The following is a 26,689-nucleotide window of genomic DNA, read 5'->3' as shown; positions in this document are numbered from 1 at the left end:
GTGTCTCAGTCCCAGTGTGGCCGGTCGCCCTCTCAGGCCGGCTACCCGTCGTCGCCTTGGTAGGCCACTACCCCACCAACAAGCTGATAGGCCGCGAGCCCATCCCTGACCGAAAAAACTTTCCACATCCATCCGATGCCGGAAGATGTCGTATCCGGTATTAGACCCAGTTTCCCAGGCTTATCCCAGAGTCAGGGGCAGGTTACTCACGTGTTACTCACCCGTTCGCCGCTCGAGTACCCCGAAGGGCCTTTCCGCTCGACTTGCATGTGTTAAGCACGCCGCCAGCGTTCGTCCTGAGCCAGGATCAAACTCTCCAAAAGATGTCTTCAGAGAATTTTCCTGGCCAACATTCACATGAATGTCAACCAAAGGAATCCGTCTAATAGACGGGGTTGTGCATCATGCACTGGCTTTTAGCACACTGTTGAGTTCTCAAGAAACGGACTTGCTTTGTTTTTCTTTTGTCTTGCTGTTGTGCCTTTATCTTTTCAGCGGTTCCGGTTAGTGTCAAATTTGACGTTTTTCCCGGTTCCTGCCGAAGAGCAACCCCTCTAACTTACCCGCGTCCCCGGCGATGTCAAATCGCCCGGTTCCCCGGGTGGATGTTGGAAGGGGTCTGCCGGGGGCGTCCCCGACTCCTCAAGATTAGCAGCCTCTCAGAGGCCGTCGGACCAGTTTCAACGACGACACCCGCCGATTCATTCCCCGGCAGGTCGAACGGGCACACGGAGATCAACGAGGCCCGGAGATCCGGGAAGCCGGGTGCCTAGACTCGACCGGGTGAGTAGTGAGCAGCCACCTACGGCGAAGAAAGACCCTGTTGAGCGTACGCATCACGGCGACACCGTGATCGACGAGTACGCCTGGCTCGCGAAGAAGGACGACCCCGACGTCGTCGCTTACCTGGAGGCGGAGAACGTCTTCACCCAGCAGGTCACCGGACGCCTGAAGCCCCTGGCCGACACCATCTTCCAGGAGATCAAGGGCCGGACGCTGGAGACCGACCTCTCGGTCCCGGCCCGTCTCGGGGCCTGGTGGTACTACTCCCGTACCGAGGAAGGAAAGCAGTACGGCATCCAGTGCCGCGTACCGGCCGAGGGGGAGGACCCCCCGACGGTCGAGCCGGGCCAGACGCTCGAGAACGAGCAGGTCATCCTCGACGGGAACGAGCTGGCCGGCGACAGTCCCCACTTCGCCCTCGGGGTGAGCAGGGTCAGCCCCGACGGCACGATGCTGGCGTACTCGACCGACTTCGCGGGCGACGAGCGGTTCACCCTGCGCTTCAAGGACCTCGGCACGGGCGAGCTGCTGCCCGACGAGATCACCGGCATCTTCTACGGCGGCGCCTGGTCGAAGGACGGCAGCACGTTCTTCTACACCACGGTCGACGACGCCTGGCGGCCCGACAAGGTGCACCGCCACACGCTCGGGCAGGCCGACGACGTCGAGGTCTACCACGAGACCGACGAGCGGTTCTGGGTCGGCATCGGGTTGTCGCGCAGCGAGCGCTACCTGCTCCTCAACGCGCACAGCAAGATCACCAGCGAGGTCTGGTTCCTCGACGCGCTCAACCCGGCCGGCGAGTTCCAGGTGGTCAGGCCGCGGGAGACGGGCCTCGAATACCACCTCGACCACCAGGGCGAGCGCTTCCTGATCCTGCACAACGAGAACGCCGAGAACTTCGAGCTCGCCAGCGCCCCGGTCGCCGACCCGGCGGCCTGGACCCCGCTGATCCCCCACCAGGACACCACGCGCCTGCTCGACGTCGACGCCTTCGAGTCGCATCTGGTCGTCCACTTCAGAAGAGACGGCCTCACCGGCATCCGGATCCTGCCGGGAGACCAGGACCCCTACGAGATCGAGTGGCCCGAGCCGCTCTACGACGTGGCGCCGAGCGGGAACGCCGAATACGTCACCAACCGGCTCAGGCTCGGCTACACCTCGATGGTCACGCCGCCTTCGGTGTACGACTACGACCTCCGGTCCCGCGAACTGATCCTGCTGCGCCGGCGGCCGGTCCTGGGCGGCTACGACCCCGACGACTACGAGCAGTTCCGCGAGTGGGCCGTCGCCGACGACGGCACCAGGATCCCGATCTCGATCGTGGCCAGGAAGGGCACCCCGAAGAAGGCGCCCACACTCCTCTACGGCTACGGCAGCTACGAGACCTCGATCGACCCCTACTTCTCGGTGGCCCGGCTCTCGCTGCTCGACCGCGGCCTGGTCTTCGCGGTCGCCCACGTCAGGGGCGGCGGGGAGATGGGCCGCCGGTGGTACGAGGAGGGCAAGTTCTTCCAGAAGAAGAACACCTTCACCGACTTCGTCGCCGTGGCCAGGCACCTGCGCGGCACCTGGTCGAGCGCGGTCGTGGCCCGGGGCGGCAGCGCCGGCGGCCTGCTGATGGGCGCGGTGGCCAACCTCGCCCCCGAGGACTTCGCCGGGATCGTCGCCGAGGTGCCGTTCGTCGACGCGCTGAACACCATCCTCGACCCGTCGCTGCCGCTGACGGTGATCGAGTGGGACGAGTGGGGCGACCCGTTGCACAACCCGGAGGTGTACGAGTACATGAAGTCGTACTCGCCCTACGAGAATGTGCGTGACGTGACGTATCCCCCGATACTCGCGATCACCTCGTTCAACGACACCCGGGTCTTCTACCACGAACCGGCCAAGTGGATCGCGCGGTTGCGCGCCACCGCCAAGGGCGGGCCGTTCCTGCTGAAGACCGAGATGGGGGCCGGGCACGGGGGTCGCAGCGGGCGCTACGACGCGTGGCACGAGGAGGCGTTCACGCTCTCCTGGATTCTCGACCGACTGGGAGTGACCGAATGACGTATGTCGCCGCCGCCGACCGCTATGGGCCGATGCCGTACAACCGGACCGGGCGGAGTGGGCTGAAGCTGCCGGCGGTCTCGCTGGGGCTGTGGCACAACTTCGGCGACGACAAGCCGATCGAGTCGCAGCGGGCGATCCTGCGCCGCGCGTTCGATCGCGGGGTGACCCACTTCGACCTGGCCAACAACTACGGGCCGCCCTACGGCTCGGCGGAGAAGAACTTCGGGACGATCTTCGCCCAGGACTTCAGGCCGTACCGTGACGAGCTGATCCTGTCGACGAAGGCCGGTTACGACATGTGGCCGGGGCCCTATGGCGAGTGGGGGTCGCGCAAGTACGTGCTGGCCAGCCTCGACCAGTCGCTGAAGCGGATGGGCGTCGACTACGTCGACATCTTCTACAGCCACCGGTTCGACCCGGAGACCCCTCTTGAGGAGACGATGGGGGCGCTCGACACGGCGGTCCGGTCGGGCCGGGCGCTGTACGCGGGCATCTCGTCCTACTCGCCGGAGCGGACGGTGGAGGCGTACGAGATCCTGAAGTCGATGGGCACGCCGCTGCTCATCCACCAGCCGTCCTACTCGATGCTCAACCGGTGGATCGAGGGCGGGCTGCTCGACACCCTCGGTGACCTGGGCGTCGGCTGCATCGCGTTCTCCCCGCTGGCGCAGGGCATGCTGACCGACCGCTACCTCAACGGCGTGCCGGAGGGGTCGCGGGCCTCGCAGGGCAAGTCGCTCAGCCCCGACCTGCTGACCGAGGAGACGCTGCGGCACATCCGCACCCTCAACGAGCTGGCCAAGAGCCGGGGTCAGACGCTGGCGCAGCTCGCCCTCGCGTGGGCGCAGCGCGACAAGCGGGTGACCTCGGTGCTGATCGGGGCGAGCAGCGTCAAGCAGCTCGACGACAGCCTCGACTCGGTCAAGAACCTGGAGTTCTCGGCCGACGAGCTCGACGCGATCGACAAGGACGCGGTCGAGGCCGGCATCAACCTGTGGAAGCGCAGCAGCGACGCGTAGTCACAGCGCGTCCTTGCGCTGGAGCCAGGTGAAGGCGGCCCATCCGGGCAGCACCGGGAGCCAGAAGGTGAGGACGCGGAACAGCAGGACGGCGGAGGTGGCGGTCTCCTTGGGCAGCCCGGCCACCGTCAGGCCGAAGATTAGGGAGGCCTCGACAGCGCCGAGGCCTCCCGGGGTCGGGGCCGCCGAGCCGATGGCGTTCCCGGCGAGGAAGACGACGGCGACGGCGGTGATGCTGAGCTCACCGCCGAACGCCTTCACGCAGGCGGCCAGGCAGATGACGAAGCAGACGGTCACCATGACCGTGCCGGTCACCGCTTCGATGATCTTGCTGGGTGACTGGAGCACGTCGAGGAGCCTCGGCACCACCCCGCTGAACAGGGCGCGCACCCGTTTGGACACGATCCGCCGCAGCGGCGGGATGGCCAGGATGACCACCATGACGGTGGCGCTCGCCAGCAACGTGATCAAAAGCCCCCGCGAGGGCGTCAGCGAGGGCGCGGCCTGGGTGCCGGTGAGATAACCGGCGAGCAGCAGCAGCGTGATGTGGGAGGCCAGGCCGATGAGCTGGCTGGCGCCCACGCTGGACAGCGCCTTGCCGGATGGGATGTCGCGTTTCTGCAGGTAGCGCGTGTTGATCGCGACGCCGCCCACGGCGGCCGGGGCGACCAGCTTCACGAACGACGAGGCGAGCTGGACCAGCACCGTCCGCCCGAAGGGCAGGGGTTCGGGCACGAAGCCGCGCACCACCGAGGCGGCGGCGACGTAGCTGAGGGCGGCGGCCACCAGGGCGACCCCGCCCCAGGCCCAGTCGGCCGTGGTCAGCATCGACACCAGGTTGATCTGGCTGAGCTGGGACAACAGGATGTAGGCGGCCAGGGTGCTGGCGATGATCGTGACGAGGGTGCGCGGCCGGAAGCGTTCCAGCCGCACCGGCTCGACGGTGGCCTGCGGTTTGAGCGCGACGATCTGCTCGCGCAGCGCGGGCAGCAGGTTCTTGTCCTTGCCGGCCGCGGCCCGGGTGTCGCGGGCCAGCGCGATGCGCTGGAGCAGCGGCAGCGCCGCCGCGATGGTGTCGTCGCCCAGGACGGCCGCGCCGGTCTTCACGGCACGTTCCGCGCCGACCCGCAGACCCAGATAGGCCAGCAACTGCGCGACGTCGAGCCGCAGGAGGAGGTCTCCGGCGGCGATCTCGCCGGACCGGGCGTCGACCAGGAGGATGTGGCCGTCGACCGCGAGGTGGATCGATTCGCCGGTCAGGTGACGGTGGGCCAGGCGGCGGGCGTGGAGCAGGCGCACCTGTTCCCACATCTGGAGCAGCAGCCCGTCGTCGAGGTCGTCGTCGGGGAGGTCCTGGATGGGGCGGCTGTCGACGTGTTCGTAGGCCAGCAGGGCCGCCTCGGTGCCGACCTCGCTGGTGCCGAGCAGGCGGGGGGTTCTGGCGCCGGCGGCCTGGGCGGCGTAGGCCATGAGCGCCTCACGCTCCAGTTCGGCGCGCAGGGAGCGGATGGCTCTTCTGCGGGTCTCGCTGTTGAGCCGCAACCGCCGCCACAGGCGGTAGACGACCCCGGCGACCTGGCGGTCGCGGTCGAGCACGGTCACCGACAAGCGGGTGGTGTCGGCCAGGCCGACGATGTAGCGGCGGCTGCCGGAGCTGTCGTCGTCGATGCGGCGGGCGCTGACGATGGCGAAGCCGAGCCGTTTGAGCGCGGCGACCACGGCGCTGCCGGGCGGGCGGGTGTTGGCGCTGCCGACGCCGTAGAGCGTGACGAAGCCGACGAACAGCCCGACCAGGTAGGTCACGATCGCGCCCAGCATGGTGATCTTGGCGGAGGTGAACAGGGCGAAGAAGTCGAAGATCAGCGCGACCCAGAGCAGCGCCCGCCAGCGTGGTCGTCGCGACATCCGTACCGCGGTCGCATAGGCGATCACCGGGGTGAGCACCGTGTTGAGCGGTTCGACGTCGCGGTCGCCGGTGAGGAGGGTGCGCAGTTCGGCGGGGCCGGAGGTGACCATCCACTCGCCGAGGGTGTACGAGAGCAGCAGCGCCAGGATCGCCGCGATCAGCCCCTGGGCGACCCGCATGCCGTCGCGGTGGAACACCCGCTCGACGGCGAAGGCGACCGGCACGGCCAGCACGGCGACCCCGCCCAGCAACCCGGCGATCGAGGAGATCCATTCGGGCGCCCGGCCGGTGCCGGCCTGGACGTCGGTCTCCAGCCCGTTGAGGGTGCGCTGGGCGACCAGGGCGAGCAGGATGACGGCGGTGATCGCCAGCAGCGTCATCAGCATCCGCAGCAGGTCGGACGGACGCCGGATGCGCTGGGGCAGCAGGGGCTCCACGACGAGGACGACCCCGGAGTCCGGGGACGTCAGAGAGTCGTCCTTTTCCTTGATGCCCCTCACCACCGTGATTGTCTGCGATCTTTGTTGCCAGTGTCCACAATCGAAAGTCACGGCACAGCGACCTGACCCCGGAGTCCCCCTCCTGGTCGAGTCTATGGATCGCGGCCCGTTTCGCGCCGACGCGCCGTAACCCTCGAACGTGGCCTGAAACCTCGTGTGGCTGCCAGTCTGGTGCCGCCTTCCCCCGGCCCGTTCATCAAGGGGGAAACTGTGCGCATTGTGGTATCTGCGGCTCTGGTGCTGACAACGACGGGTATGTCGGCCGACCCGGGCCTGGACGAGGCGGTCACCGAACCCAACGTCTTCGCCCACGTTCAGGTCCTGGCCGAAATAGGCAACCAGCACGGCAACCGGGCGGTCGGCACCGCCGGTTACGAGGCCTCCGCGCAGTACGTCGAGCGGGTGCTGACCGCCGCGGGTTACCAGGTGACCTCGCAGCCGTTCACGCTGCCGCACCACCGCGAGGTGAGCCCGGCGGTGCTGACCACGGCCGCCGGCCCGGTCGACGCGGCGACCTTCGCGTTCTCCCCGTCGGGCCGGGTCTCCGGGCCGGTCCAGGAGACCGGCACGGGCTGCCTGTCCACCGACTGGACCGGGTTCCGGCAAGGCTCGATCGCGGTGGCCGAACGCGGCGGCTGCTCGTTCCGGGTGAAGGCCGACCGGGCCGCGAGGGCCGGGGCGGGCGCGCTCATCGTGGTCAACTCGCGGCCGGGTGAGCTGAAGGGGTCGCTGGGCGAACCCGGTACGCCGCTACCGGTCGTGGGCGTCGCCCAGGACGCCGCGATCGAGGGACCGGTGACGGTGGAGACGAACACCACGTCCACCATGAAGGTCACCCGGAACGTGATCGCGCAGACCGGCCAGGGAGACCCCGACGACGTGCTGATCCTGGGGGCCCATCTCGACTCGGTCGAGGCGGGGCCGGGGATCAACGACAACGGCTCGGGGGTCGGGGTGGTGCTGGAGATCGCCGAGCAGATGGCCCGGATGCGGCCCGACCGGGCGGTCAGGTTCGCGTTCTGGGGGGCCGAGGAGGTCGGGCTGGTCGGCTCGACCCACTACGTGAAGAACCTGTCGCCGGAGGAGAAGGCGAAGATCGCCGGATACGTCAACCTCGACATGGTCGCCACCGAGAACCACGGCAACGGCGTCTACGACAGCGACAACGCGATCGAGGAGGCCGCCACGGAGTTCTACCGGATGCGCGGGCTGCCCTCGGAGGAGGTCGCGTTCGACGGCCGGTCGGACTACGGGCCGTTCGTCAAGGCCGGCATCCCGGCCGGGGGCATCTTCACCGGCGCCGACAGCATCAAGACCCCCGAGCAGGCGGCGGTGTACGGCGGGACCGCGAACCGCGTGTTCGACCCCTGCTACCACAAGGCCTGCGACACGATCGAGAACGTGAACCGGCAGGTCCTGGACGTGAGCGCGGACGCGGTCGCCTACATCGTGGAACAGCTCGCCTTCACCGACCGCCCCGTACGATGACGGGATGGAATTGCGGGTTCTGGGGGCATGTCCCCTTGATTGTCCGGATACGTGCTCGTGGGTGGTGACCGTACAGGACGGAAAAGCCACCTCGTTGCGGGGCAACAAGGAGCAGCCCTACACGCGGGGCGCGCTCTGCGTGAAGGTGAACCGCTATCTGGAGCACGCGGCCTCGCCTGAGCGGATCCTGCATCCGATGAAGCGGGTGGGGCCGAAGGGCTCCGGGCAGTTCGAGCGCATCAGCTGGGACGAGGCCCTCGACATCCTCGCCACCAGGCTCCGGGAGATCGTCGACACCCACGGCGGCGAGGCCATCTGGCCCTACCAGGGCACCGGCACGCTCGGGTTCGTCCAGGGCGAGTCGGGCATGGCCGGGCGGCGGTTCTGGAACGCCCTCGGGGCCTCCTTCCACAACATGAACATCTGCTCGCGGGCCGGGAACGAGGGCCTGCGGCTGACGCTGGGCACCCCGGGTGGCATGGACCCGGAGACGTTCGCGCTCTCCAAGCTGATCCTGCTCTGGGGCACCAACACCCTCACCTCGGGTCACCACCTGTGGAAGTTCATCCAGGACGCCCGCGCCGACGGCGCGCACATCGTCGCGATCGACCCCATCCGGACCCGGACCGCCGAGCAGGCCGACGAGCACCTCCCCATCGCCCCGGGCACCGACGGGGCGCTGGCGCTCGGCCTCCTGTACGTCGTCCTGGAGGAAGGCGCAGAAGACCGCGACTACCTGGAGAACCACACGCTCGGCTGGGACGAGTTCCGGGCCGAGATCCTCCAGTTCCCCCCGTCACGGGTCGCCGAGATCACCGGCCTGCCCGAAGACGACATCCGCGCCCTCGGCCGCCGCCTCGCGCACACCCGCCCGACCGGCATCCGCGCCACGATGGGCCTGCAGCGCCACGAGGGCGGCGGCTCGGCGATGCGGCTGATCGCCTGCATCCCCGGCGTGACCGGCGACTGGCGGCACCCCGGCGGCGGGGTGGCCTTCTCGACCTCGGCCCACGTCCCGCTCAAGGTCGACCACCGCCCCGAACTCCTGCCCCACCCGGTGCGCAGCCTCACGATGACCCGCCTCGCCGACGGCCTCGACGAGTCGGTCAAGTGCCTGTGGGTGTACGGCGCCAACCCGATGGGCTCGACGTCCGACCAGAACCGGATCCGGCGGAAGCTGCTGCGCGAGGACCTGTTCACCGTGGTCATGGAGCAGTTCCCCACCGACACCGTCGACTACGCCGACGTCGTGCTCCCGGCGACCATGCAGATCGAGCACCTCGACCTGCACGAGGGCTACGGCCACATGTACCTGATGTGGAACGAACCGGCCGTCCCCCCGGCGGGCGAGGCCCTGTCGACCACCGAGACCTTCCGCCGCCTGGCCCACCGCATGGGCCTGACCGAACCGGCCCTGTACGCCACCGACCTGGAGATCGCCGCCGAACTGCTGGAGGGCACCCCCACGATCCAGCTCGACGAGCTGCGCAAGCGCGGCTGGGCCCGGCTCGACGTGGCCGACCCCTTCGTCCCGTTCACGAACGGCTTCCCCACCCCGAGCGGAAAGCTGGAGTTCGTCTCCGACCTGGCCGAGAAGGCGGGCCTGCCGCGGGTCGCCACCTATGTGCCGTCCCTGAGCGCCCGCACCCGGAAGGACGGGAGGCTGACCCTGATCACCCCGGCCTCCCACACGTTCCTGAACACGATCTTCGCCAACAACCCGGAGCTGCTCAGACGCTCGAAGGGCCCGACCGTGGTGGTCAATCCTCAGGACGCCGAACCCCGGGGCCTGGTCTCGGGGTCCCGGGCCAGGGTCTCGAACGAGTTCGGCGCGTTCGAGGCGTACGTGGAGGTCTCCGACAAGGTCCGTCCCGGGGTGGCCGCCTCGCCGAAGGGCCACTGGCCCAAGCTCAGCGGGGGCGCCAACGCCAACGCCGTGGTCGAGGAGCGCGACGCCGACCTGGGCAACGGTCCCGTCTACCACGACAACCTGGTGGAGATCAGCCCAGTAGCTTGAACCCCTCGTGGCTCGGGGTGAAGCCGAGTGAGGCGTAGAACCGGTGGGCGCCGGGCCGCCGCTTGTCGGTGGTCAGCTGCACGATGCGGCATCCCCGCTCGTGCGCCCGGGCCACCGCCCACGTCATGAACGCCCGGCCGAGCCCCCTGCCCCGGTGGGTGGACGCGATCCGGACCGCCTCGACCTGTGCCCGCTCGGCGCCGTCGCGGGACAACCCGGGGATGTACGTGAGCTGCATCGTCCCGACCACCTCGCCGTCGACCTCGGCGACCACGATCTCGTTGCGCGGGTCGGCCTCGATGGCGTCGTAGGCGGCCCAGTGTCCGGGGCCGACGGGCGCGAGGTGGCCCCGGGACCGGGAGATCTCGTCGTCGGCCAGCAGGTCGACGATGCGGGGCACGTCGTCGCGGGTGGCCGGCCGGAAGGTCGGGTGGTGGTTCGCGGGCATGGGGTCCAGGATGCCTCAGGGAGCGGTCAGGGGCTTCCCCGATGTGGGCAAAGCGCCCGATTAGGCACTCTTGATACATGAACGAACTGACTCGACGCGACGAGATGTCGCTCGCCGGCGCGGCCCTGCGTGGCGCGCCCTGGAAGGCCGCGGCCGTCACCGGCGGGGCGGTCGCGACGGCCAGCCTGCTCCTCGGACTCATCACCGGATCGGCCGACCTGGCCTGGGCGCTGGGCGTGGGGGTCACCCTGTTCACTCTGGTCGCCGCCATCGGCGCGATCTCCAAGCCCGACACCGGCGACCGGGTCACCCGGCAGGCCAGGAACTGGTCGCTGCGCCACCCGTGGCGCTTCTCGCTCTACCCGGCGGCCGGCGCCGCGATCCTGATGTACCCGATCGAGCTCGTGCTCGACGGCGACGGGGTCTTCGGCGCCGCGTGGGACGCCGCCTGGGGCGGCGCGTGGATCTACCTGCTGACCGCGATCGTCGCCACCACCATGCGCGGGCGGGCCGTGAAGAACTAGCAGGTGGCGGATCGTGCGCCGGGTCGCGTCCGCGGCCCGGCGCACTGTCGTCTCAGAGTGCGAAATAACCGCTTTCGGGGGGTTACTGACGGGTAGCATTCCGGTAGAGTTACTCATCAGTAGCACTCGTATCGGAGGAGCGGTGATGGGCCACTACAAGAGCAACATCCGCGATCTGGAGTTCAACCTCTTCGAGGTCTTCAACCGGGGTGAACTCTTCGGCACCGGGCCGTTCGCGGAGATCGACGAGGAGACCGCCCACGCGATCCTCGACGAGGTCGTGCGGCTGGCCGAGGGGCCGCTGGCCGCCTCGTTCACCGACGCCGACCGCAACCCGCCGGTCTTCGACCCCGCCACGGGCACCGTGACGATGCCCAAGAGCTTCGTGGAGTCGTACAACGCCTGGGTCGACGCCGAGTGGTGGCGTCTGGAGCTCCAGCCTGAGCTGGGCGGCACTCCGGGTCCGCGTTCCCTGAGCTGGGCCGTCGCCGAGATGGTGCTGGGCGCCAACCCCGCCGTGTGGATGTTCGCGTGCGGGCCGCAGTTCGCCCACGTGCTCTACCAGCTGGGCACCGAGGAGCAGAAGAGGTTCGCCCAGCTCGCCGTCGACCGCCGCTGGGGCTCCACCATGGTCCTCACCGAGCCCGACGCGGGCTCCGACGTCGGCGCCGGCCGCACCAAGGCGACGCGGCAGGACGACGGCACCTGGCACATCGAGGGCGTCAAGCGCTTCATCACCAGCGCCGAGCACGACATGGCCGAGAACATCTTCCACCTCGTGCTGGCCCGACCCGAGGGCCACGGCCCCGGCACCAAGGGCCTGTCGCTGTTCCTGGTGCCCAAGTTCCTGGTCGACCTGGAGACCGGCGAGCTCAAGGAGCGCAACGGCGTCTACGTCACCAACGTCGAGAAGAAGATGGGCCTGAAGGTCTCCACGACCTGCGAACTCACCTTCGGCGACAAGCACCCGGCCATCGGCTACCTGGTCGGCGACGTCCACGAGGGCATCCGCCAGATGTTCACGGTGATCGAGAACGCCCGCATGATGGTCGGCACCAAGGCCATCGCCACGCTCTCCACGGGCTACCTCAACGCCCTCGACTACGCCAAGAACCGCCTTCAGGGCGCCGACCTGACCAAGATGGCCGACAAGACCGCCCCGCGCGTGCCCATCACGGCCCACCCCGACGTCCGCCGCGAGCTGATGCTCCAGAAGGCCTACGCCGAGGGCATGCGGGCGATGGTGCTCTACACGGCCACCTTCCAGGACTCCATCCAGGTCGCCACGGCCGAGGGCCGCCGCGACGAGATGGCCGAGGCGATCAACGACCTGCTCCTGCCGGTGGTCAAGGGCGTCGGCTCCGAGCGCTCCTACGAGATGCTGGCCCGGTCGCTGCAGACCCTCGGCGGGTCCGGCTTCCTGCAGGACTACCCGATCGAGCAGTACATCCGCGACGCCAAGATCGACTCCCTCTACGAGGGCACCACGGCGATCCAGGGCCTGGACCTGTTCTTCCGCAAGATCCTGCGCAACCAGGGCGCCGCGCTGGGCGAGATCCTCGGCCAGATCAAGGGGTTCGCCGGCTCCGAGGCCGGCAACGGCCGCCTCAAGGTCGAGCGCGGCCTGCTCGGCGAGGCCGCCGACGAGGTCAGGGCGATGGCCGACGTCATGGCCGGCTGGGCGATCTCGTCGCTGGAGTCGCCGAAGGAGGTCTACAAGGTCGGCCTCAACACCACCCGGTTCCTGATGGCCCTCGGCGACCTGCTCATCGGGTGGCTGCTGCTCCGGCAGGCCGAGATCGCCCTCAAGGCACTGGAGTCCCAGGACGACGACTTCTACGCCGGCAAGGTCGCCGCGGCGACCTTCTTCGCCGGCAACGTGCTGCCCCGCGTCGCGTCGGAGCGCCGCATGCTCACGGCGACCACGCAGGAGCTGATGGACCTGCCGGAGAGCGCCTTCTAACCCAGCGGGAACTGCACCGCCGCCCGGCCCGCCAGGATCGGCTTGATGAAGTCGGCGACCACCTTCAGGTGGACCGGGTGGTCGCGGTAGACGACATAGTCGTCGGCCGAGTCGAAGTCGGCGACGATGCCAAGATCGGAGTTCCCCTCGTTGATCTTGGCATCGGTGCCGATGACGTAGTTCTTGATCTCTGGAATGTTGGCCGGGAGCGTCTCCAGCCCGGCGACGACGGCGGCCTTCTGGTCCTCGGTGGCCTCGTCGACCCAGCGCAGCAGCACAATGTGACGGAACATGGGCGCCAGCCTAGGACGTCGTCCAGTGCCACTCGATGGAGGCCTGCTCCCTGCGGGCCGCGAGCCACTCGGCGAAGGCCAGCCGCCCGGCCAGGGCCAGGGTGTCGGCGTCGTTCACCGCCGGGCGGCGCTCCAGTACGAGACCGGTCAGATAGCCGTTCTCGAAGGGCACCGGGCCGATCAAAGTGTCGCGCGGGGCGTGCCGCAGCGGGGCCGGCAGCGCGTGGGCCCGGCGGGTGCCGACCACGATGGCGGCCTCCGGGCAGCCGAGCAGGCCGCCCAGGCCACGCAGGATCTCACCGTTGACCGGCTGGGTGCTGGTCACCCACATGGCCCTGACCTGGTCGAAGTCGTCGAGGTGGCGGGCCAGGTAATCGGGCGCCAGCTCCTCCTCCTTGCGGCGGCGGAACCGGCGGCGGCGGGCGATCAGGGTGATGAAGCCCTCGAACTGGCCGCCGGACATGCCCATCTCGGCCACCCACGCCAGGGTCTCGGCCCGGTCGCGCAGGGGCACGCCGTCGCGGAACTCGTCGGCGGCTGCTCGGAGGTCGTCTTCGGTGAGCGGTTCGACGTCGGCGAGCATCTCGGCCCTGATCAGGCAGTAGTCGACGATCTCGTCGTGGACCGCACGGTCACGGTGGGAGAACTGGCGGACCATCGTGACGGCTTCCGCGATCGGCAGGTGAACCGCGTCGACCCGGACGAGACAGTCGGCGCCCGATCCCGTGATCACTGACTTCTGCTCCTCTCGGCGAACCGTGCCGCGCGGCGAGGCCCTTTCCGAGGGGGCCCGGCGCCGCCTCGCCGCGCGACGATCAGCGGGCTCCCGGGGCACCGGGGATGTGCGGCACACCCCCGACGGGAACCCGCCTCCGACGGTAAGAGCAGTCACTTGAGGATCACTGGTGCCGACTTGCAGGACTCTTGTGCTACGCCCAGGCCAGCATGCGCAGCGGGTCCTCCAGCATCGCGCCGACGTCTCTGAGCACGTAGGAGCCCAGTTCGCCGTCGATCACCCGGTGGTCGAACGACAACGCGAGCGTGGTGACCTTGCGCACCGCGATCTGCCCGTCGACCACCCACGGCATGTCTCTGATCTGGCCGAACGCCAGGATCGCCGACTCGCCCGGGTTGAGGATCGGGGTGCCGGCGTCGATGCCGAAGACGCCGACGTTGGTGATCGTGACGGTGCCGCCGGACATCTCGGCCGGGGTGCACTTCCCGGCCCTGGCCCGGTCGGTCAGGTCGTTGAGCGCCCTGGCGAGGTCGACCAGCGAGAGCGCCTGGGCGTCTTTGACGTTCGGCACGATCAGGCCGCGCTCGGTGGCCGCCGCGATGCCCAGGTTGACCGACTTCTTGAGGATGATCGCCTCGTCGGTCCAGGTGGAGTTGGCGTGGGGGTGCCGCTTCATCGCGGTCACCAGCGCCTTGGCCACCAGCAGCAGCGGCGACACCTTGACGCCGGCGAAGTCGGGCTGCTCGCGCAGCCGGCGGACGGCGTTCATCGTCTCGGTGACGTCGACCTGGAGGAACTCGGTGACGTGGGGCGCGGTGAAGGCGCTGGCCACCATCGCGGCGGCGGTGGCCTTGCGGACCCCGCGTACCGGGATGAGCTCCTGCTCCTCCACCACCAGCGGGACGACCGGCGCGACCTGCGCGGCCAGCACGTCGTCGCGGGTAATCGACCCGTTGGGCCCGGTGGGCGCGACGTCGGCGAGGTCGACACCCAGGTCCTTGGCCAGCTTCCGGACGGGCGGCTTCGCCAGCACGGCCACCCGATGAGCCGAGCCGTTGGAGCCAGGCCGCGCGGGAACCGGAGCAGGCTGCACCGGCGCGGGCTTCTCCGGAGCCGGGGCCGGGGCCGGGATTCCCGAACCCGTGTGTCCCTTCCTGGCCCTGCGCTTGCTGGGCCCCTGCTTCACCCCGTAGCCGACCAGCACCGGTTCGCGTTTCTGGGGCTCCTCGGGGACCAGGCTCTCGGTCAGGGCCTCTTCGGTCGCGTCGTCGACGGTGATGATGACGCGGCCCACGTCGACCGTCTCGCCCTCGGCGGCCAGGATGGCGGCCACCTCGCCCTCGTAGGGAGAGGGCAACTCGACGACCGCTTTGGCGGTCTCGATCTCGACGACGATCTGGTTGACCTTCACGGTGTCGCCGACGGCGACGTGCCACCGGACGATCTCGGCCTCGGTCAGGCCTTCGCCCACGTCGGGCAGCTTGAAGTCACGTTTCATCCGTTGCGCTCCTAGTAGCCGAAGACGCGGTCGACGGCTTCGAGGATGCGGTCGAGGTCGGGCAGGTAGTGGTCTTCCAGCCGCGACGGCGGATAGGGCGTGGAGAATCCGCCCACCCGCAGGACCGGCGCCTCGAGCCGGTAGAAGCACTGCTCGGTCACCCGCGCCGCGATCTCGCCGCCGAGACCGCTGAAGACCGGCGCCTCGTGGACGACCACGCACCGGCCGGTGCGGTTGACCGCGTCGCGGACGACGGGCATGTCGAGCGGATTGAGGGAACGCAGGTCGATGACGCCGATCGACCGCCCGTCTTCCTCGGCCGCCGCCGCGGCCTCCAGGCAGGTCTTCACCATGGGGCCGTAGGCGACGAGGGTGACGTCGTCGCCCTCGCGGGCCACGCGGGCCCGGTCGAGCGGCAGGCCGGGGGCGCCGAACTCGACGTCGGCCTTGTCCCAGTAGCGGCGCTTGGGCTCGAAGAACACCACCGGGTCGTCGCAGCGCACCGCGTCTTGGATCATGGTGTAGGCGTCGACCGGGTTCGAGCAGGCCACCACGCGCAGGCCGGCCGTGTGGGTGAAGTAGCTCTCGGGAGACTCGCTGTGGTGCTCGACCGCGCCGATGCCGCCGCCGCAGGGGATGCGTACGACCACCGGAAGTTTGATCTTGCCCAGGGAGCGCAGCGGCATCTTGGCGAGCTGGGTGATGATCTGGTCGGCGGCCGGGAAGACGAAGCCGTCGAACTGGATCTCGCAGACCGGGCGGTAGCCCCGGAGCGCGAGGCCGATGGCGGTGCCGATGATGCCCGACTCGGCGAGGGGGGTGTCGATGACCCGGTCTTCGCCGAAGTCCTTCTGCAGGCCGTCGGTGACCCGGAACACGCCGCCGAGCTTGCCGACGTCCTCGCCCATGACGAGCACCTTCGAGTCGGCGTCCATCGCCGCGCGAAGCCCCTCGTTGAGGGCCTTCGCCAAGGTCAGAGTGGTCACTGGGCCCCCTCGAAACCGGCCAGGTAGGTCGTGAACTGCTCGCGCTCCTCGGCGAGGAGGGCGTGGGGCTCGGCGTAGACGTGGTCGAAGATCGCGCCGGGCTGGGGGTCGGGGAGGGCGAGGCAGCGGGCCCGCAGGTCCTTGCCGAGCAGGTCGGCCTCGGCGTCGATCTTGTCGAAGAACTCCTGGTCGGCGAGCTGGTTCTTGAACAGGTAGGCCTTCACGCGCTCGATCGGGTCTTTGAGCTTCCAGGCCTCCAGCTCGTCGGCGACCCGGTAGCGGGTCGGGTCGTCGGAGGTGGTGTGGGCGCCCATGCGGTAGGTGAAGGCCTCGACCAGCGTCGGGCCCTGGCCCTCGCGCGCGTTGCGCAGCGCCGCCCGGGTGACCGCCAGGCAGGCGAAGACGTCGTTGCCGTCGACCCGGATGCCGGGGAAGCCGAACCCGCTGGCCCGCTTGTAGAGGGGGATCTTCGACTGCTTCTCCAGCGGCTCGGAGATGGCCCACTGGTTGTTCTGGCAGAAGAACACGACCGGCGCGTTGAAGACGGACGCCCAGATGAAGGCCTCGTTCACGTCACCCTGGGAGGTGGCGCCGTCGCCGAAGTAGACGATGGTGGCGGCCTCGGCGCCGTCGCGCTGGATGCCCATGGCGTAGCCGACCGAGTGGAGGGTCTGCGAGCCGATGACGATCGTGTAGAGGTGGAAGTTGTGCTCGTAGGGGTCCCACCCGCCGTGGTTGACGCCGCGGAACAGGCCGAGCAGGTGGAGCGGGTCGACCCCGCGGCACCAGGCGACGCCGTGTTCGCGGTAGGTGGGGAAGGCCATGTCGGCGTCGGTCAGCGCGCGGCCCGATCCGACCTGGGCCGCCTCCTGCCCGAGCAGCGAGGCCCACAACCCGAGCTCGCCCTGCCGCTGGAGGGCGACCGCTTCCAGGTCGACCCGGCGCACGAGGACCAGGTCGCGGTAGAGCGACCGGACCTCCTCGGCCGTCAGGTCGATGTCATAGTCGGGATGCTCGATCCGCTCACCTTCGGGTGTGAGGAGCTGGACGAGTTCCGGGGGTGCCGTAGGGGCAGTCATGTGCCACTCCTGCGTTCGGGGCCGTACATGAATGGGGTTTCCATCATGTTTCGGCCAGGTCTAGACGCTTTCGTCCCGTTTGGTGGTGGAACGTCCGCGCTTGCGGACATAGTGGCAGACATCACTGTCCGCCTCCACACCCTGCTCCACACCTTTCCGGTTCCCCTCCGACCTGCCGCCACACCATCCACAGCCTGTGGATAAGCTTGTCGCGCTCACTCTCCATCCCCGAGCTCCGTCCCCACATCAGGAGGCACCCCAAGTGGCGCGCGTGATCGTCGATGTCATGCTCAAGCCGGAGATCCTCGACCCGCAGGGTCAGGCCATCGCCCGCGCGCTCCCCCGGCTGGGGTTCTCGGGCGTTTCGGACGTCCGTCAGGGCAAGCGTTTCGAGGTCGAACTCGACGGCCCGGCCGACGACGCGGCGATCGCCGAGGTCAGGAAGATGGCCGAAACCCTGCTGGCCAACACGGTGATCGAGGACTTCGTCGTCCGCGTCGAGGGGTAAAACAGCACATTCCCGTCGGCCCGAGCTACGCAAAGCGTGACAAGGGCCTCATCTGCCATCCGTAAACCGGCATCCAGGTCAACCTAAATAACAAGAGCGTCATTTTGCGGTTAGCCCTCATCTCACAGGGAAGCTCTGCTTAGGTACCTACGACGACCGGGGAGGGAACCCCGTGGACATCGAGTTCTCGCTCGCTTTGCCAAGGGATGCGATCGGCATCCCGATGGTCCGTCGCGTGATCGGAGACGCCCTTCGTTCGCTCGGCGTGACGGAGGACTGTGTGTCCGACATCCTCCTCGCCACCTCCGAGGCGTGCGCCAACGCGGTGCGGCACGGCGGGCCGTCGGCCCGCTACCAGGTCGAAGCGGCCATAGACGACGGCCGTTGCGAGCTCCGTGTGGTAGACGGCGGTCGCGGGCTCACCGCGATCCCGCAGCGCTACCCCTCAGGCGAGGTCGAGAACGGACGCGGCATTCTCATCATGCAAGCCGTGGTCGACGAGATCTCCTTCGACATCACTCCTGGCAGCGGCACCACCGTGCGCCTCTGCAAGGAACTCGACTGGGACCACGACGCCATCGCCCTATCCATGGCCAAAGACCGCGAACTGGCTGCTGTCTGACCCGCGTTAACCCATCCCACGTGGTCCGATAACCTGAGGCGTACCGCCAGAGACCGCCGGACAAGAGCCGGAGGCTTCGCGTGCGCATTGGAGGACTTCGGACCATGCGGGTGGGCGTCGTCACCTTTCCCGGAACACTCGACGACCAGGACGCGGCGCGGGCGCTGCGGCTGGCCGGTGCCGAGGCCGTGCCCCTGTGGCACGCCGACCACGACCTCAAGGGGGTGGACGCGGTCTTCCTCCCCGGCGGGTTCTCCTACGGCGACTACCTCCGGTGCGGGGCCATCTCCCGATTCGCGCCCCTGATGACCGAACTGATCCCCGCCGCCCAAGCGGGGCTGCCGGTGCTGGGCACCTGCAACGGCTTCCAGATCCTCTGCGAGGCCCACCTGCTGCCGGGCGCCCTGGTCCGCAACGCGGGCCTCCACTACGTCTGCCGCGACCAGCGCATCAGGGTCGACAACGCCTCGACCGCCTGGACGACCGACTTCGCCGAAGGCCAGGAGATCACCCTCCCGGTCAAGCACGGCGAGGGCCGCTACGTCGCCGACGCCGAGACGCTGGCCGAGCTCGAAGCGGCCGGCCGGGTCGTCTTCCGCTACGCCGGCTCCAACCCCAACGGCTCGCTCAACGACATCGCCGGCATCACCAACGAGGCCGGCAACGTGGTGGGCCTTATGCCCCACCCCGAGCACGCCGTCGAAGAGCTGACCGGCGCCCCCGGCGTCGACGGGCGCGGCTTCTTCTCCTCCATCGTCCGGAAGCTGGTGAACGCGTGAGCCTCGACACCGTCAAGCGGGCCGGACAAACCCCCGACGAGCGCATGCCGTTCGCCGAGCTCGGCATGAAGCAGGACGAGTACGACCGGGTGGTGGCCATCCTCGGCCGCCGCCCGACCGGCTCCGAGCTGGCCATCTACTCGGTCATGTGGAGCGAGCACTGCTCGTACAAGTCGTCGAAGGTGCACCTGCGGCAGTTCGGCACCAAGGCCCCCAAGTCCGAGGCGCTGCTGGTCGGCATGGGCGAGAACGCCGGCGTCGTCGACATCGGCGACGGCTGGGCGGCCACCTTCAAGATCGAGTCGCACAACCACCCCTCCTACGTGGAGCCCCACCAGGGCGCGGCCACCGGGGTCGGCGGCATCGTCCGCGACATCATGTCGATGGGCGCGCGGCCGGTCGCGGTGATGGACTCGCTGCGGTTCGGCGGGCTCGACCAGGGTGACACCCGCCGGGTGCTGCCGGGCGTGGTCGAGGGCATCTCCCACTACGGCAACTGCCTGGGCCTGCCGAACATCGGCGGCGAGGTCGTCTTCGACCCCTGCTACATCGGCAACCCCCTGGTCAACGCGCTCTGCGTGGGCCTGCTGCGCAAAGACCAGATCAAGCTGGCCACCGCCCCCGGACCGGGCAACAAGGTCATCCTGTTCGGCGCCCGGACCGGCGCCGACGGCATCGGCGGCGCCTCGGTGCTCGCGTCTGCGACCTTCGAAGACGAGTCGCAGGCCAAGCGGCCGGCCGTCCAGGTCGGCGACCCGTTCATGGAGAAGCTGCTGATCGAGTGCTGCCTGGAGCTCTACCAGGCCGACGTGGTCGTCGGCATCCAGGACCTCGGCGCGGCCGGGGTGTCCTGCGCGACCACCGAGCTCGCGGCCAAGGGCACCGGCGGTATGACCGTCGACCTCAACCTCGTCCCGCTGCGCGACCCCACGCTGCGGCCCGAGGAGATCCTGATGAGCGAGTCGCAGGAACGCATGATGGCCGTGGTCACGCCCGGCGACATCGACGCGTTCCTGGCGATCTGCGCGAAGTGGGACGTCCCGGCGACCGTCATCGGCGAGGTGACCGACACCGGCCGCCTGGTCATGACGTGGGACGGCGAAGTGATCGTCGACATCCCGCCGGGCACAGCCGCCGACGAGGGCCCCGTCTACGAGCGGCCCTTCCACGAGCCGCTGGGCCAGCACGACCTGAACCTCGACACCCCCGACTCGCTGGAGCGCCCGTCCGACCTGCGGACCACCCTGCTCCAACTCGTCGCGTCGGCGAACCTCTCGTCCCGCGAGTGGGTGACCTCCCAGTACGACCGCTACGTGCGCGGCAACACCGTGCTCGCCCAGCCGGCCGACGCCGGGCTGCTGCGGGTCAGCGAGGTCATGCCGGGCGCCGAGGAGACCACCCGGGGCATCGCCCTGGCGACCGACGGCAACGGGCGCTACGCCAAGCTCGACCCCTACGCGGGCGCGCAGCTGGCGCTGTCGGAGGCCTACCGGAACGTGGCCGTGACCGGGGCGACCCCGCTCGCGGTGACCAACTGCCTCAACTTCGGCTCGCCCGAAGACCCCGAGGTCATGTGGCAGTTCGCCGAGGCCGTGCGCGGCCTGGCCGACGCGTGCAAGACCCTGGGCGTGCCGGTGACCGGCGGCAACGTGTCGTTCTACAACCAGACCGGTTCGGCGGCGATCAACCCGACTCCCGTGGTGGGCGTGCTGGGCGTGATCGACGACGTCGCAAAGCGCGTGCGGTCGGGCTTCCCGGCGGCCGGGCTGCGGGTGGTGCTGCTGGGCGCGACCTACGACGAGTTCGGCGGGTCGGAGTGGGCCCACGTCGCCCACGACCACCTGGGCGGGCTGCCGCCCCGGGTGAACCTGGAGGCCGAGCGCGACCTGGCGACCGTGCTGACCGAGGCGTCCAAGCAGGGCCTGCTCGAAGGGTCCCACGACCTGTCCGACGGCGGTCTCGGCATCGCCCTCGCCGAAGCCTGCCTGGCCCACGGTGTCGGCGCGACCGTCTCCCTGCCGGGCGACGACGCGTTCGTCGACCTGTTCTCCGAGTCGACGGCGCGGGCGCTGGTCTGCCTGAAGCCCGAGCACTTCGAGGCGCTGACCGACCTGTGCGCCCGCCTCGACGTGCCCTGCTACGGCCTGGGCGAAACCGGCGGCGACAGCCTGGTCGTCGAGGGCGTGCTGGAGGCCACGGTCACCGAACTGCGCATGTCCCACGAGGCCACGCTTCCCGGCGTGTTCGGCTGACCTTTAGTCGTACAGAAAAAGAGCGCCTCCGGCGCCGAAATCCAGCGCGCGGCTCTAGCTTGAGCAGGTCGTACAGAAAAAGAGCCCCTCCGGCGCCGAAATCCAGCGCGCGGCTCTGGCATGAGCAGGTCGTACAGAAAAAGAGCCCCTCCGGCGCCGATCCGGAGGGGCTCTGTCATGTGCACGGCATCGAGGCCCCCACGACCCCAACGCCTGTTACACCAGGTGACAGAGAGATAGACGAGCAAGGTGCGCCGTTGGATGTCAGCGGAACATCACGTCTTCGCATCGGTGAACGCGTATTAATCCCTGGTATGGCCTCTTCGCGTTGGCCGCGCTCCCAGGCAGCGGAATAATCAGCACCGTTCGGGAGGAACCCGCACTTCAAGCCCAAGGCTGACCTCCGGAGGATCTCCGTGACCTCGAACGACCAAGACCCCTTCCTGCCGCCGGCGACGCAGCCGGTGCGTGGGGTCGTCTGGTTCATTCACCTGATCGTGCCGATGCTCGGCCTGTGGTTGCTGCTGGCCCACCCCGTGGACAATGACCCGCACACGGTCGACCTCGACCACGTGTGGCAGCACAACCCGAGCCATTTCTGGCTGGTCCTGGTGGTCGCCGGGATCAACCTGGTGCTCGGGGTGCTGATCAGCCAGGCCTCGGCACGGCGGAGGGACGCCCGGCTCCTGCTGGTGTCGCTGGTCTTCCTGAGCAGCGCCGGGTTCTTCACCCTCCACGCGCTGACCACTCCGGCCGTCATCCTCCCGGGCGCGACGGTCGGCTTCGACCTGGCCCACCCGGTCGGCCTCATGATCGCCTCGGTGTTCGCCTTCCTGTCGGGCCTGCCGCTGAACGACCGGCAGGGTGAGACGGTGCTGAAGCTCCAGCTCCCGCTGCGCATCGCGGTGGGTGTGCTGCTGGTCGCCTGGGGTGTCGCGTCGCTGGTGCCGGGCCTGACGCCGCTGACCGACAAGCTCCCGCCCGGCGGGGTCGGCCTCGGTTTCTGGGGGCTGATCGGGGTCTTCCTGTACGTCGCCGCCGCCGTCATGATGTTCCGCCTGCACCGCAAGCGGCCCGCCGCCGTGCTGATCTCCCTGATCACCGCCTACGCGCTGCTGGCCGAGGTGATGGTCGCCGGGATCGAGCACCGCAACTGGGCGATCTCCTGGTGGCTCTGGCACGTGCTGCTGACGCTGGCGTTCTTCTTCGTGGCCTACTCGGCGTACATCCAGTTCCGGCGGGAGGGCTCCAGCAGCGGCCTGTTCGACGCGGTCACCCTGTCGGCGACCGCCCGGCGCATCCAGGCCCAGTACGAGGAGGCCCTCGAAGAGCTGGTCTCCCATCTGCGCCGCCGGACCGAGTCGGGGGTGCCGGTCGCGACGCGGCTGGCCGGGCGGTTCAAGCTGACCGAGGGCCAGGCCGCCGTGCTCGACAAGGCCGGCGCGGCCCTGGCGAACGAGCGGGAGTTGTCGGAGCGGCTGGGCGCGCTCGTCGAGGTCGGCGGCCGGGCCCGGGTCGGGCTGCCCGAGTCGGAGCTGCTGGCGGAGTCGCTGCGGCGGGTCAGGGAGGCGTACGGGGACGTGCGGGTGAGCGTCATGAACGACGGCGCGCTGACCCCGCTCGGCGCGCGCGGCGCGCCCACCCTGACGACCCAGGAGTTGGCCGCGCTGACCAGCGGGTCGCCGGTCGAGATGTCCGGCTCGGTGGTGCACCCGCTGACCGTGAAGGGCCACCTGGCGGGCGCGCTGGCCGTGCCGGTCGGTCATACCTCCCACGACGCCGCCCTGGCCGCCACGCTGGCCACCCAGCTGTCCATCAGCCTGGAGAACGCCCGGCTGTACGCCGAACTGGAGACCCTCTTCCGCGCCTACATGTCGCCCGACGTCGCCAAGAGCCTGCTCGCCGACCCCAACAAGGCCGCGCTCGGCGGTTCGCTGACCGAGGTCACCGCGCTGTTCGCCGACCTGCGCGGGTTCACCACGTTCTCCGAGAAGGTCTCCCCCGGCGAGATCGTCGACATGCTGAACCGCTTCCACACCGCGGCGGTGCCGTGCATCCTCGGCAACGGCGGCACGATCGTGCAGTTCGTCGGCGACGCCCTGCTGGCCCTGTTCAACGCGCCCGCGCCGCAGGCCGACCACGCGCGGCGGGCCGCGCAGGCGGGCCTGGAGATGCAGCGGGCGGCGGCCCGGGTGTCGGCCGAGGTGCTGCGCGAGCAGGAGGCCGGAATGCTGTCGGAGGTCGAGTGGCCCAAGTTCCGGGTGGGCGTCAACACCGGCCCGGCGCTGGTCGGCAACATCGGCAGCCCCGAGTTCCGCGGCTTCAACGCGATGGGCGACGCGGTCAACGTCGCGGCCCGGCTCCAGGCGCTGGCCGAACCGGGATCAGTCGTGATCGGGCAGTCGACCTACGACCTGCTCGGCCCGGCCGACGTCGTCTCGCTGGGCGACCTGTCGCTCAAGGGCAAGGAGCACACCGTGCACGCGTACGTCCTGCGCAGCGTCGAGATCGATTTTACGAACGACCATGCTTGACCCAAGACTGGACGCCATGAAATCACCGGAGCCGGGAGAGTTCCTGGCCCTCCTCACCGCCGAGGAGATCGCCGACCTCCGGGCCGCCGGGCGACCCCGGCAGTGGGAGCGCGGCGAGACCGTCATGACCGAGGGCGACACCAACGACTGGGTCATCGTGCTGACCTCGGGGCGGGTGAAGGTGTCGTCCCACACGGCGGGCGGCACCGAGGTCGTGCTGGCGGTACGCGGGCCCGGCGCCCTGCTGGGCGACATGTCGGCCGTCGACGGCGGCCCCCGCTCGGGCACCGTCACCGCGCTGGAGCCCATCGAGGCCATCGTGGTCCGCGACTTCGCCTCGTTCCTGCGCGAACACGGCCGCATCGCCGTGCTGCTCCTCCAGCTCATCACCGGCCGCCTGCGCGACGCCGACCGCAAGCGGGTCGAATACGGCGCGTTCGACACCACGGGCCGGGTCGCCACCCGCCTGGTCGAGCTGGCCGAACGCTACGGCGAGCAGACCCCGGGCGGCGTGAGGGTCATGCTGCCGCTCTCGCAGGACGAACTGGCGGGCTGGACCGGCGCGTCCCGCGAGGCCGTCAGCAAGGCCCTCAGAAGCCTGCGCGACCGAGGCCTGATCGAGACCGGCCGCCGCCGCGTGATCATCTACGACCTGGACGGGCTGCGCAAGAGAGCCCGGTGAGGTATGCGTGGCGGGTCTGCCTGGTCACCAGTCTCGGGCTGATCCTCATCGGCATGTCGGGCAGCACGCTGAACGTCGCGTTACCCGTCGTCGTCCGCCACTTCCACGCGTCGCCGTTCGCGTCGAACTGGATCCTGTTGTCGTTCATGCTGGTGAACACGGCGACCCTGGTGTTCTTCGGGCGGGTGGCCGACCTGCTGGGGCGGCGCGGGGTCTACCTGACCGGGTTCGCCCTCTTCACCGCCGCCTCGGCGCTGGCCGGGCTGGCCCCCGACGTGGGCGTGCTGATCGCGATGCGGGCGCTGCAGGCCATCGGCGCCGCGATGATCCTCGCCAACGGGACGGTCATCATCACCGACGCCTTCCCGCCCGACCGGCTCGGCCAGGGCATGGGCGTCTACATCGGCACCCTGTCGGTCGCGCAGCTCACCGGGCCGACGCTGGGCGGGCTGATCGCCGACACGCTCGGGTGGCGGTGGATCTTCTGGGTGAACGTGCCGGCCGGGCTGCTGGCGCTGGTCGCCGGGCTCCTCATCCTGCGGCCGGGGAGCCCGGCACGACGGGCGCCGATCGACGCCGCCGGAAACCTGGTCGTCTTCGCGCTGCTGTCGGCCGCGCTCTACGCGGTGACCGAGGGCTCGCTCGCCGGCCTGGTGGTCGCGGCGGCGCTGGCGCCGGTCCTGTTCGTGGTGGAGCGCCGGGCCGCCAACCCCATCCTGAACGGCGCCCTGTTCGGGGCGCCGCTGCTGGTGTTCTCCAACCTGGCCTCGTTCTGCGCGGCGCTGGCGCGCTCGTCGCTGATCCTGCTGGCGGGGCTGTACTTCCAGGCGGCGCGCGGGGTCGACGCGCTCCAGGCCGGGCTGGCGATCCTGCCGGTGCCGGTGGGCATGGCGCTCGCCTCCCCTCTCGCCGGGGCGTTGGCGCGGCGGCTGGGGGCCTACGCGGTGTCGGTGGGCGGGGCGGTGCTCGCGGCGTCCGGGCTGGCGGTGCTGGCGGTGTCGACCGAGGCGTCCTATCCGGTGATCGCGGCCGGGCTGTTCCTGGCCGGCTGCGGGAACGGCACCTTCCTGACCGGGAACACCACCCAGATCATGAATCTGCTCCCGGCGGGCAGCCTCGGGGTGGTCAACGGGTTCCGGCTGACGATCCAGAACATCGGCACGTCGCTCAGCGTGGCGACCACGCTGACCCTGCTGACCGGGGCGGTCACGCCGGAGATCCGGGCGCAGGTCTACCAGGCGACGTTGTCGCTGCTCTCGCCTTCGGCGGTGGAGCAGCTGATGGAGGGCTTCCGGGTGACGTACGCGGCGCTGTTCTGCGTCAGTCTCGCAGGGGCCCTGTGCGCCGCGCTCGCGCGGCCATCGTCTCGACCCCGGCCATGAGCAGGTCGACGCCGTACCTGTAGTAGGCGGCCACGTCGGTCTCGTCTTCCCAGGTCTTGGCGAACTCCATCAGCAGGGGGAACCGCTCGGCCGACAGGTTCTCCAGTTCCAGGCGCTTGCGCCGCCGCCATTCGCGCGCCTCGGCGGGGCTGAGCGGCGTCGGGCAGACCGGCGCGCCGCCGACCAGGCCGATGACCCCCGACAGCAGGTAGGACGAGACCAGGAAGCCCTCCTGGACGGTGAAGCCGCCCCGGCGGAGCAGGTCGAGGGCCATGTTGGTGGCGACGTTGAAGCTGTCGACGCGGTGCTTGTCGACCGTGTGGAGCAGAGTCGCCAGCGCCGGGTGCCGGTCGAGCAGCGTGACCAGCCGCTCGACCACGCCCCGGACCTGGACGTGCCACGCGGGCTCGTCGGTGACCTCGGCGAGGATCTGCGCCAGCAGATGGTCGGCCACGCCCGCGAGCAGTTCGTCCTTGTTCTTGAAATGCCAGTAGAGCGCCATCGGCGTGACGCCGAGCAACTGGGCGAGCCGCCGCACGGTGACGGCTTCGAGCCCTTCGGCGTCGATCAGGTCGATGGCCCGTTCGACGACTGATTCCCGGCTCAGCTTCTCAGGTGCCACTTGACAACTATAC

Annotated in this window: 21 protein-coding genes and 1 rRNA gene; 13 read left to right on the top strand and 9 right to left on the bottom strand. The window is 69.5% G+C overall.

From position 1 onward, the window contains the following. Window positions 1–323, bottom strand: a 16S ribosomal RNA gene (locus tag QSK34_RS17215); the annotation flags it as partial. Window positions 324–783: 460 nt separating this feature from the next. Between QSK34_RS17215 and QSK34_RS17210 the strand changes: the two genes are divergently transcribed. Beyond that, entirely contained in the window at window positions 784–2,835 is a 2,052-nt protein-coding gene (locus QSK34_RS17210) for a S9 family peptidase (RefSeq protein WP_285585295.1), read from the top strand. Beyond that, window positions 2,832–3,857, top strand: coding sequence for an L-glyceraldehyde 3-phosphate reductase (gene mgrA, locus QSK34_RS17205; RefSeq protein WP_161481162.1), 1,026 nt, complete (start codon window positions 2,832–2,834; stop codon window positions 3,855–3,857). The genes QSK34_RS17210 and mgrA overlap by 4 nt, the downstream gene beginning before the upstream one ends. On the opposite strand, the gene QSK34_RS17200 is transcribed toward mgrA, so the two are convergent. Beyond that, window positions 3,858–6,263: a lysylphosphatidylglycerol synthase transmembrane domain-containing protein gene (locus QSK34_RS17200; protein ID WP_285585294.1), complete on the bottom strand. Its 2,406-nt coding sequence runs from the start codon at window positions 6,261–6,263 to the stop codon at window positions 3,858–3,860. It lies immediately after the preceding gene. A 255-nt stretch (window positions 6,264–6,518) separates the two neighbouring features. On the opposite strand from QSK34_RS17200, the gene QSK34_RS17195 reads away from it, so the two are divergent. Both QSK34_RS17195 and QSK34_RS17190 read left to right on the top strand, forming a co-directional pair. Next, window positions 6,519–7,751, top strand: a complete 1,233-nt coding sequence (locus QSK34_RS17195) for a M28 family peptidase (protein ID WP_285585293.1) — start codon at window positions 6,519–6,521, stop codon at window positions 7,749–7,751. Between the two features lie 4 nt (window positions 7,752–7,755). Next, window positions 7,756–9,768: a molybdopterin-containing oxidoreductase family protein gene (locus QSK34_RS17190; RefSeq protein WP_285585292.1), complete on the top strand. Its 2,013-nt coding sequence runs from the start codon at window positions 7,756–7,758 to the stop codon at window positions 9,766–9,768. Here the strand turns inward: QSK34_RS17190 and QSK34_RS17185 are convergent. Continuing rightward, window positions 9,752–10,216 (bottom strand): GNAT family N-acetyltransferase, encoded by a 465-nt coding sequence (locus QSK34_RS17185; protein WP_285585291.1) that lies wholly within the window; start codon window positions 10,214–10,216, stop codon window positions 9,752–9,754. The two genes, QSK34_RS17190 and QSK34_RS17185, sit on opposite strands and share 17 nt — an antisense overlap. A 77-nt stretch (window positions 10,217–10,293) precedes the next feature. On the opposite strand from QSK34_RS17185, the gene QSK34_RS17180 reads away from it, so the two are divergent. Together QSK34_RS17180 and QSK34_RS17175 are read left to right on the top strand one after the other, a co-directional pair. Then, the gene (locus tag QSK34_RS17180) at window positions 10,294–10,740 is read left to right on the top strand and encodes a hypothetical protein (RefSeq protein WP_161481158.1); all 447 of its coding nucleotides are present in this window, start codon (window positions 10,294–10,296) and stop codon (window positions 10,738–10,740) included. Between the two features lie 145 nt (window positions 10,741–10,885). After that, entirely contained in the window at window positions 10,886–12,703 is a 1,818-nt protein-coding gene (locus QSK34_RS17175; protein WP_285585290.1) for an acyl-CoA dehydrogenase, read from the top strand. Here QSK34_RS17175 and QSK34_RS17170 read toward each other — a convergent pair. From QSK34_RS17170 to pdhA, 5 genes are all read right to left on the bottom strand, one after another. After that, window positions 12,700–12,996: a Dabb family protein gene (locus tag QSK34_RS17170; protein WP_161481156.1), complete on the bottom strand. Its 297-nt coding sequence runs from the start codon at window positions 12,994–12,996 to the stop codon at window positions 12,700–12,702. The two genes, QSK34_RS17175 and QSK34_RS17170, sit on opposite strands and share 4 nt — an antisense overlap. A gap of 10 nt (window positions 12,997–13,006) precedes the next feature. Beyond that, window positions 13,007–13,729, bottom strand: a complete 723-nt coding sequence (locus tag QSK34_RS17165; RefSeq protein ID WP_285585289.1) for a hypothetical protein — start codon at window positions 13,727–13,729, stop codon at window positions 13,007–13,009. A 196-nt stretch (window positions 13,730–13,925) separates the two neighbouring features. Continuing rightward, window positions 13,926–15,230 (bottom strand): dihydrolipoamide acetyltransferase family protein, encoded by a 1,305-nt coding sequence (locus tag QSK34_RS17160; RefSeq protein ID WP_285585288.1) that lies wholly within the window; start codon window positions 15,228–15,230, stop codon window positions 13,926–13,928. A gap of 11 nt (window positions 15,231–15,241) precedes the next feature. After that, window positions 15,242–16,216 (bottom strand): alpha-ketoacid dehydrogenase subunit beta, encoded by a 975-nt coding sequence (locus QSK34_RS17155; RefSeq protein ID WP_285585287.1) that lies wholly within the window; start codon window positions 16,214–16,216, stop codon window positions 15,242–15,244. Beyond that, a complete protein-coding gene (gene pdhA / locus QSK34_RS17150; RefSeq protein WP_161481152.1) occupies window positions 16,213–17,295 on the bottom strand; it encodes a pyruvate dehydrogenase (acetyl-transferring) E1 component subunit alpha in 1,083 nt (360 codons plus the stop codon). The genes QSK34_RS17155 and pdhA overlap by 4 nt, the downstream gene beginning before the upstream one ends. Window positions 17,296–17,557: 262 nt before the next feature. Between pdhA and purS the strand changes: the two genes are divergently transcribed. The 7 genes from purS to QSK34_RS17115 all read left to right on the top strand — a co-directional run bounded on the left by purS (window position 17,558) and on the right by QSK34_RS17115 (window position 26,054). Then, window positions 17,558–17,803, top strand: coding sequence for a phosphoribosylformylglycinamidine synthase subunit PurS (purS, locus tag QSK34_RS17145; RefSeq protein WP_030455089.1), 246 nt, complete (start codon window positions 17,558–17,560; stop codon window positions 17,801–17,803). A gap of 172 nt (window positions 17,804–17,975) precedes the next feature. Continuing rightward, complete coding sequence (locus QSK34_RS17140; RefSeq protein WP_161481151.1) at window positions 17,976–18,425, top strand: ATP-binding protein; 450 nt, start codon at window positions 17,976–17,978, stop codon at window positions 18,423–18,425. Window positions 18,426–18,529: 104 nt separating this feature from the next. Continuing rightward, window positions 18,530–19,204, top strand: a complete 675-nt coding sequence (purQ, locus tag QSK34_RS17135) for a phosphoribosylformylglycinamidine synthase subunit PurQ (RefSeq protein ID WP_285585286.1) — start codon at window positions 18,530–18,532, stop codon at window positions 19,202–19,204. Between the two features lie 44 nt (window positions 19,205–19,248). Then, window positions 19,249–21,456: a phosphoribosylformylglycinamidine synthase subunit PurL gene (gene purL / locus QSK34_RS17130; protein WP_285585307.1), complete on the top strand. Its 2,208-nt coding sequence runs from the start codon at window positions 19,249–19,251 to the stop codon at window positions 21,454–21,456. A 416-nt stretch (window positions 21,457–21,872) separates the two neighbouring features. Continuing rightward, window positions 21,873–23,990 (top strand): adenylate/guanylate cyclase domain-containing protein, encoded by a 2,118-nt coding sequence (locus QSK34_RS17125; protein ID WP_285585285.1) that lies wholly within the window; start codon window positions 21,873–21,875, stop codon window positions 23,988–23,990. Window positions 23,991–24,006: 16 nt separating this feature from the next. Continuing rightward, window positions 24,007–24,672 (top strand): Crp/Fnr family transcriptional regulator, encoded by a 666-nt coding sequence (locus QSK34_RS17120; protein WP_030455084.1) that lies wholly within the window; start codon window positions 24,007–24,009, stop codon window positions 24,670–24,672. Continuing rightward, window positions 24,669–26,054 (top strand): MFS transporter, encoded by a 1,386-nt coding sequence (locus tag QSK34_RS17115; protein WP_285585284.1) that lies wholly within the window; start codon window positions 24,669–24,671, stop codon window positions 26,052–26,054. Before QSK34_RS17120 ends, QSK34_RS17115 begins: the two co-directional genes overlap by 4 nt. Here QSK34_RS17115 and QSK34_RS17110 read toward each other — a convergent pair. Then, window positions 25,993–26,676 (bottom strand): TetR/AcrR family transcriptional regulator, encoded by a 684-nt coding sequence (locus QSK34_RS17110; protein ID WP_285585283.1) that lies wholly within the window; start codon window positions 26,674–26,676, stop codon window positions 25,993–25,995. The two genes, QSK34_RS17115 and QSK34_RS17110, sit on opposite strands and share 62 nt — an antisense overlap. Window positions 26,677–26,689: the final 13 nt, after the last annotated feature.

The sequence above is a fragment of the Herbidospora sp. NBRC 101105 genome (genome assembly GCF_030269205.1).
Lineage (GTDB): Bacteria > Actinomycetota > Actinomycetes > Streptosporangiales > Streptosporangiaceae > Herbidospora > Herbidospora solisilvae.
The sequence above is the reverse complement of the archived record's forward strand: the minus strand, read 5'-3'. Positions and strand labels throughout refer to the sequence as shown.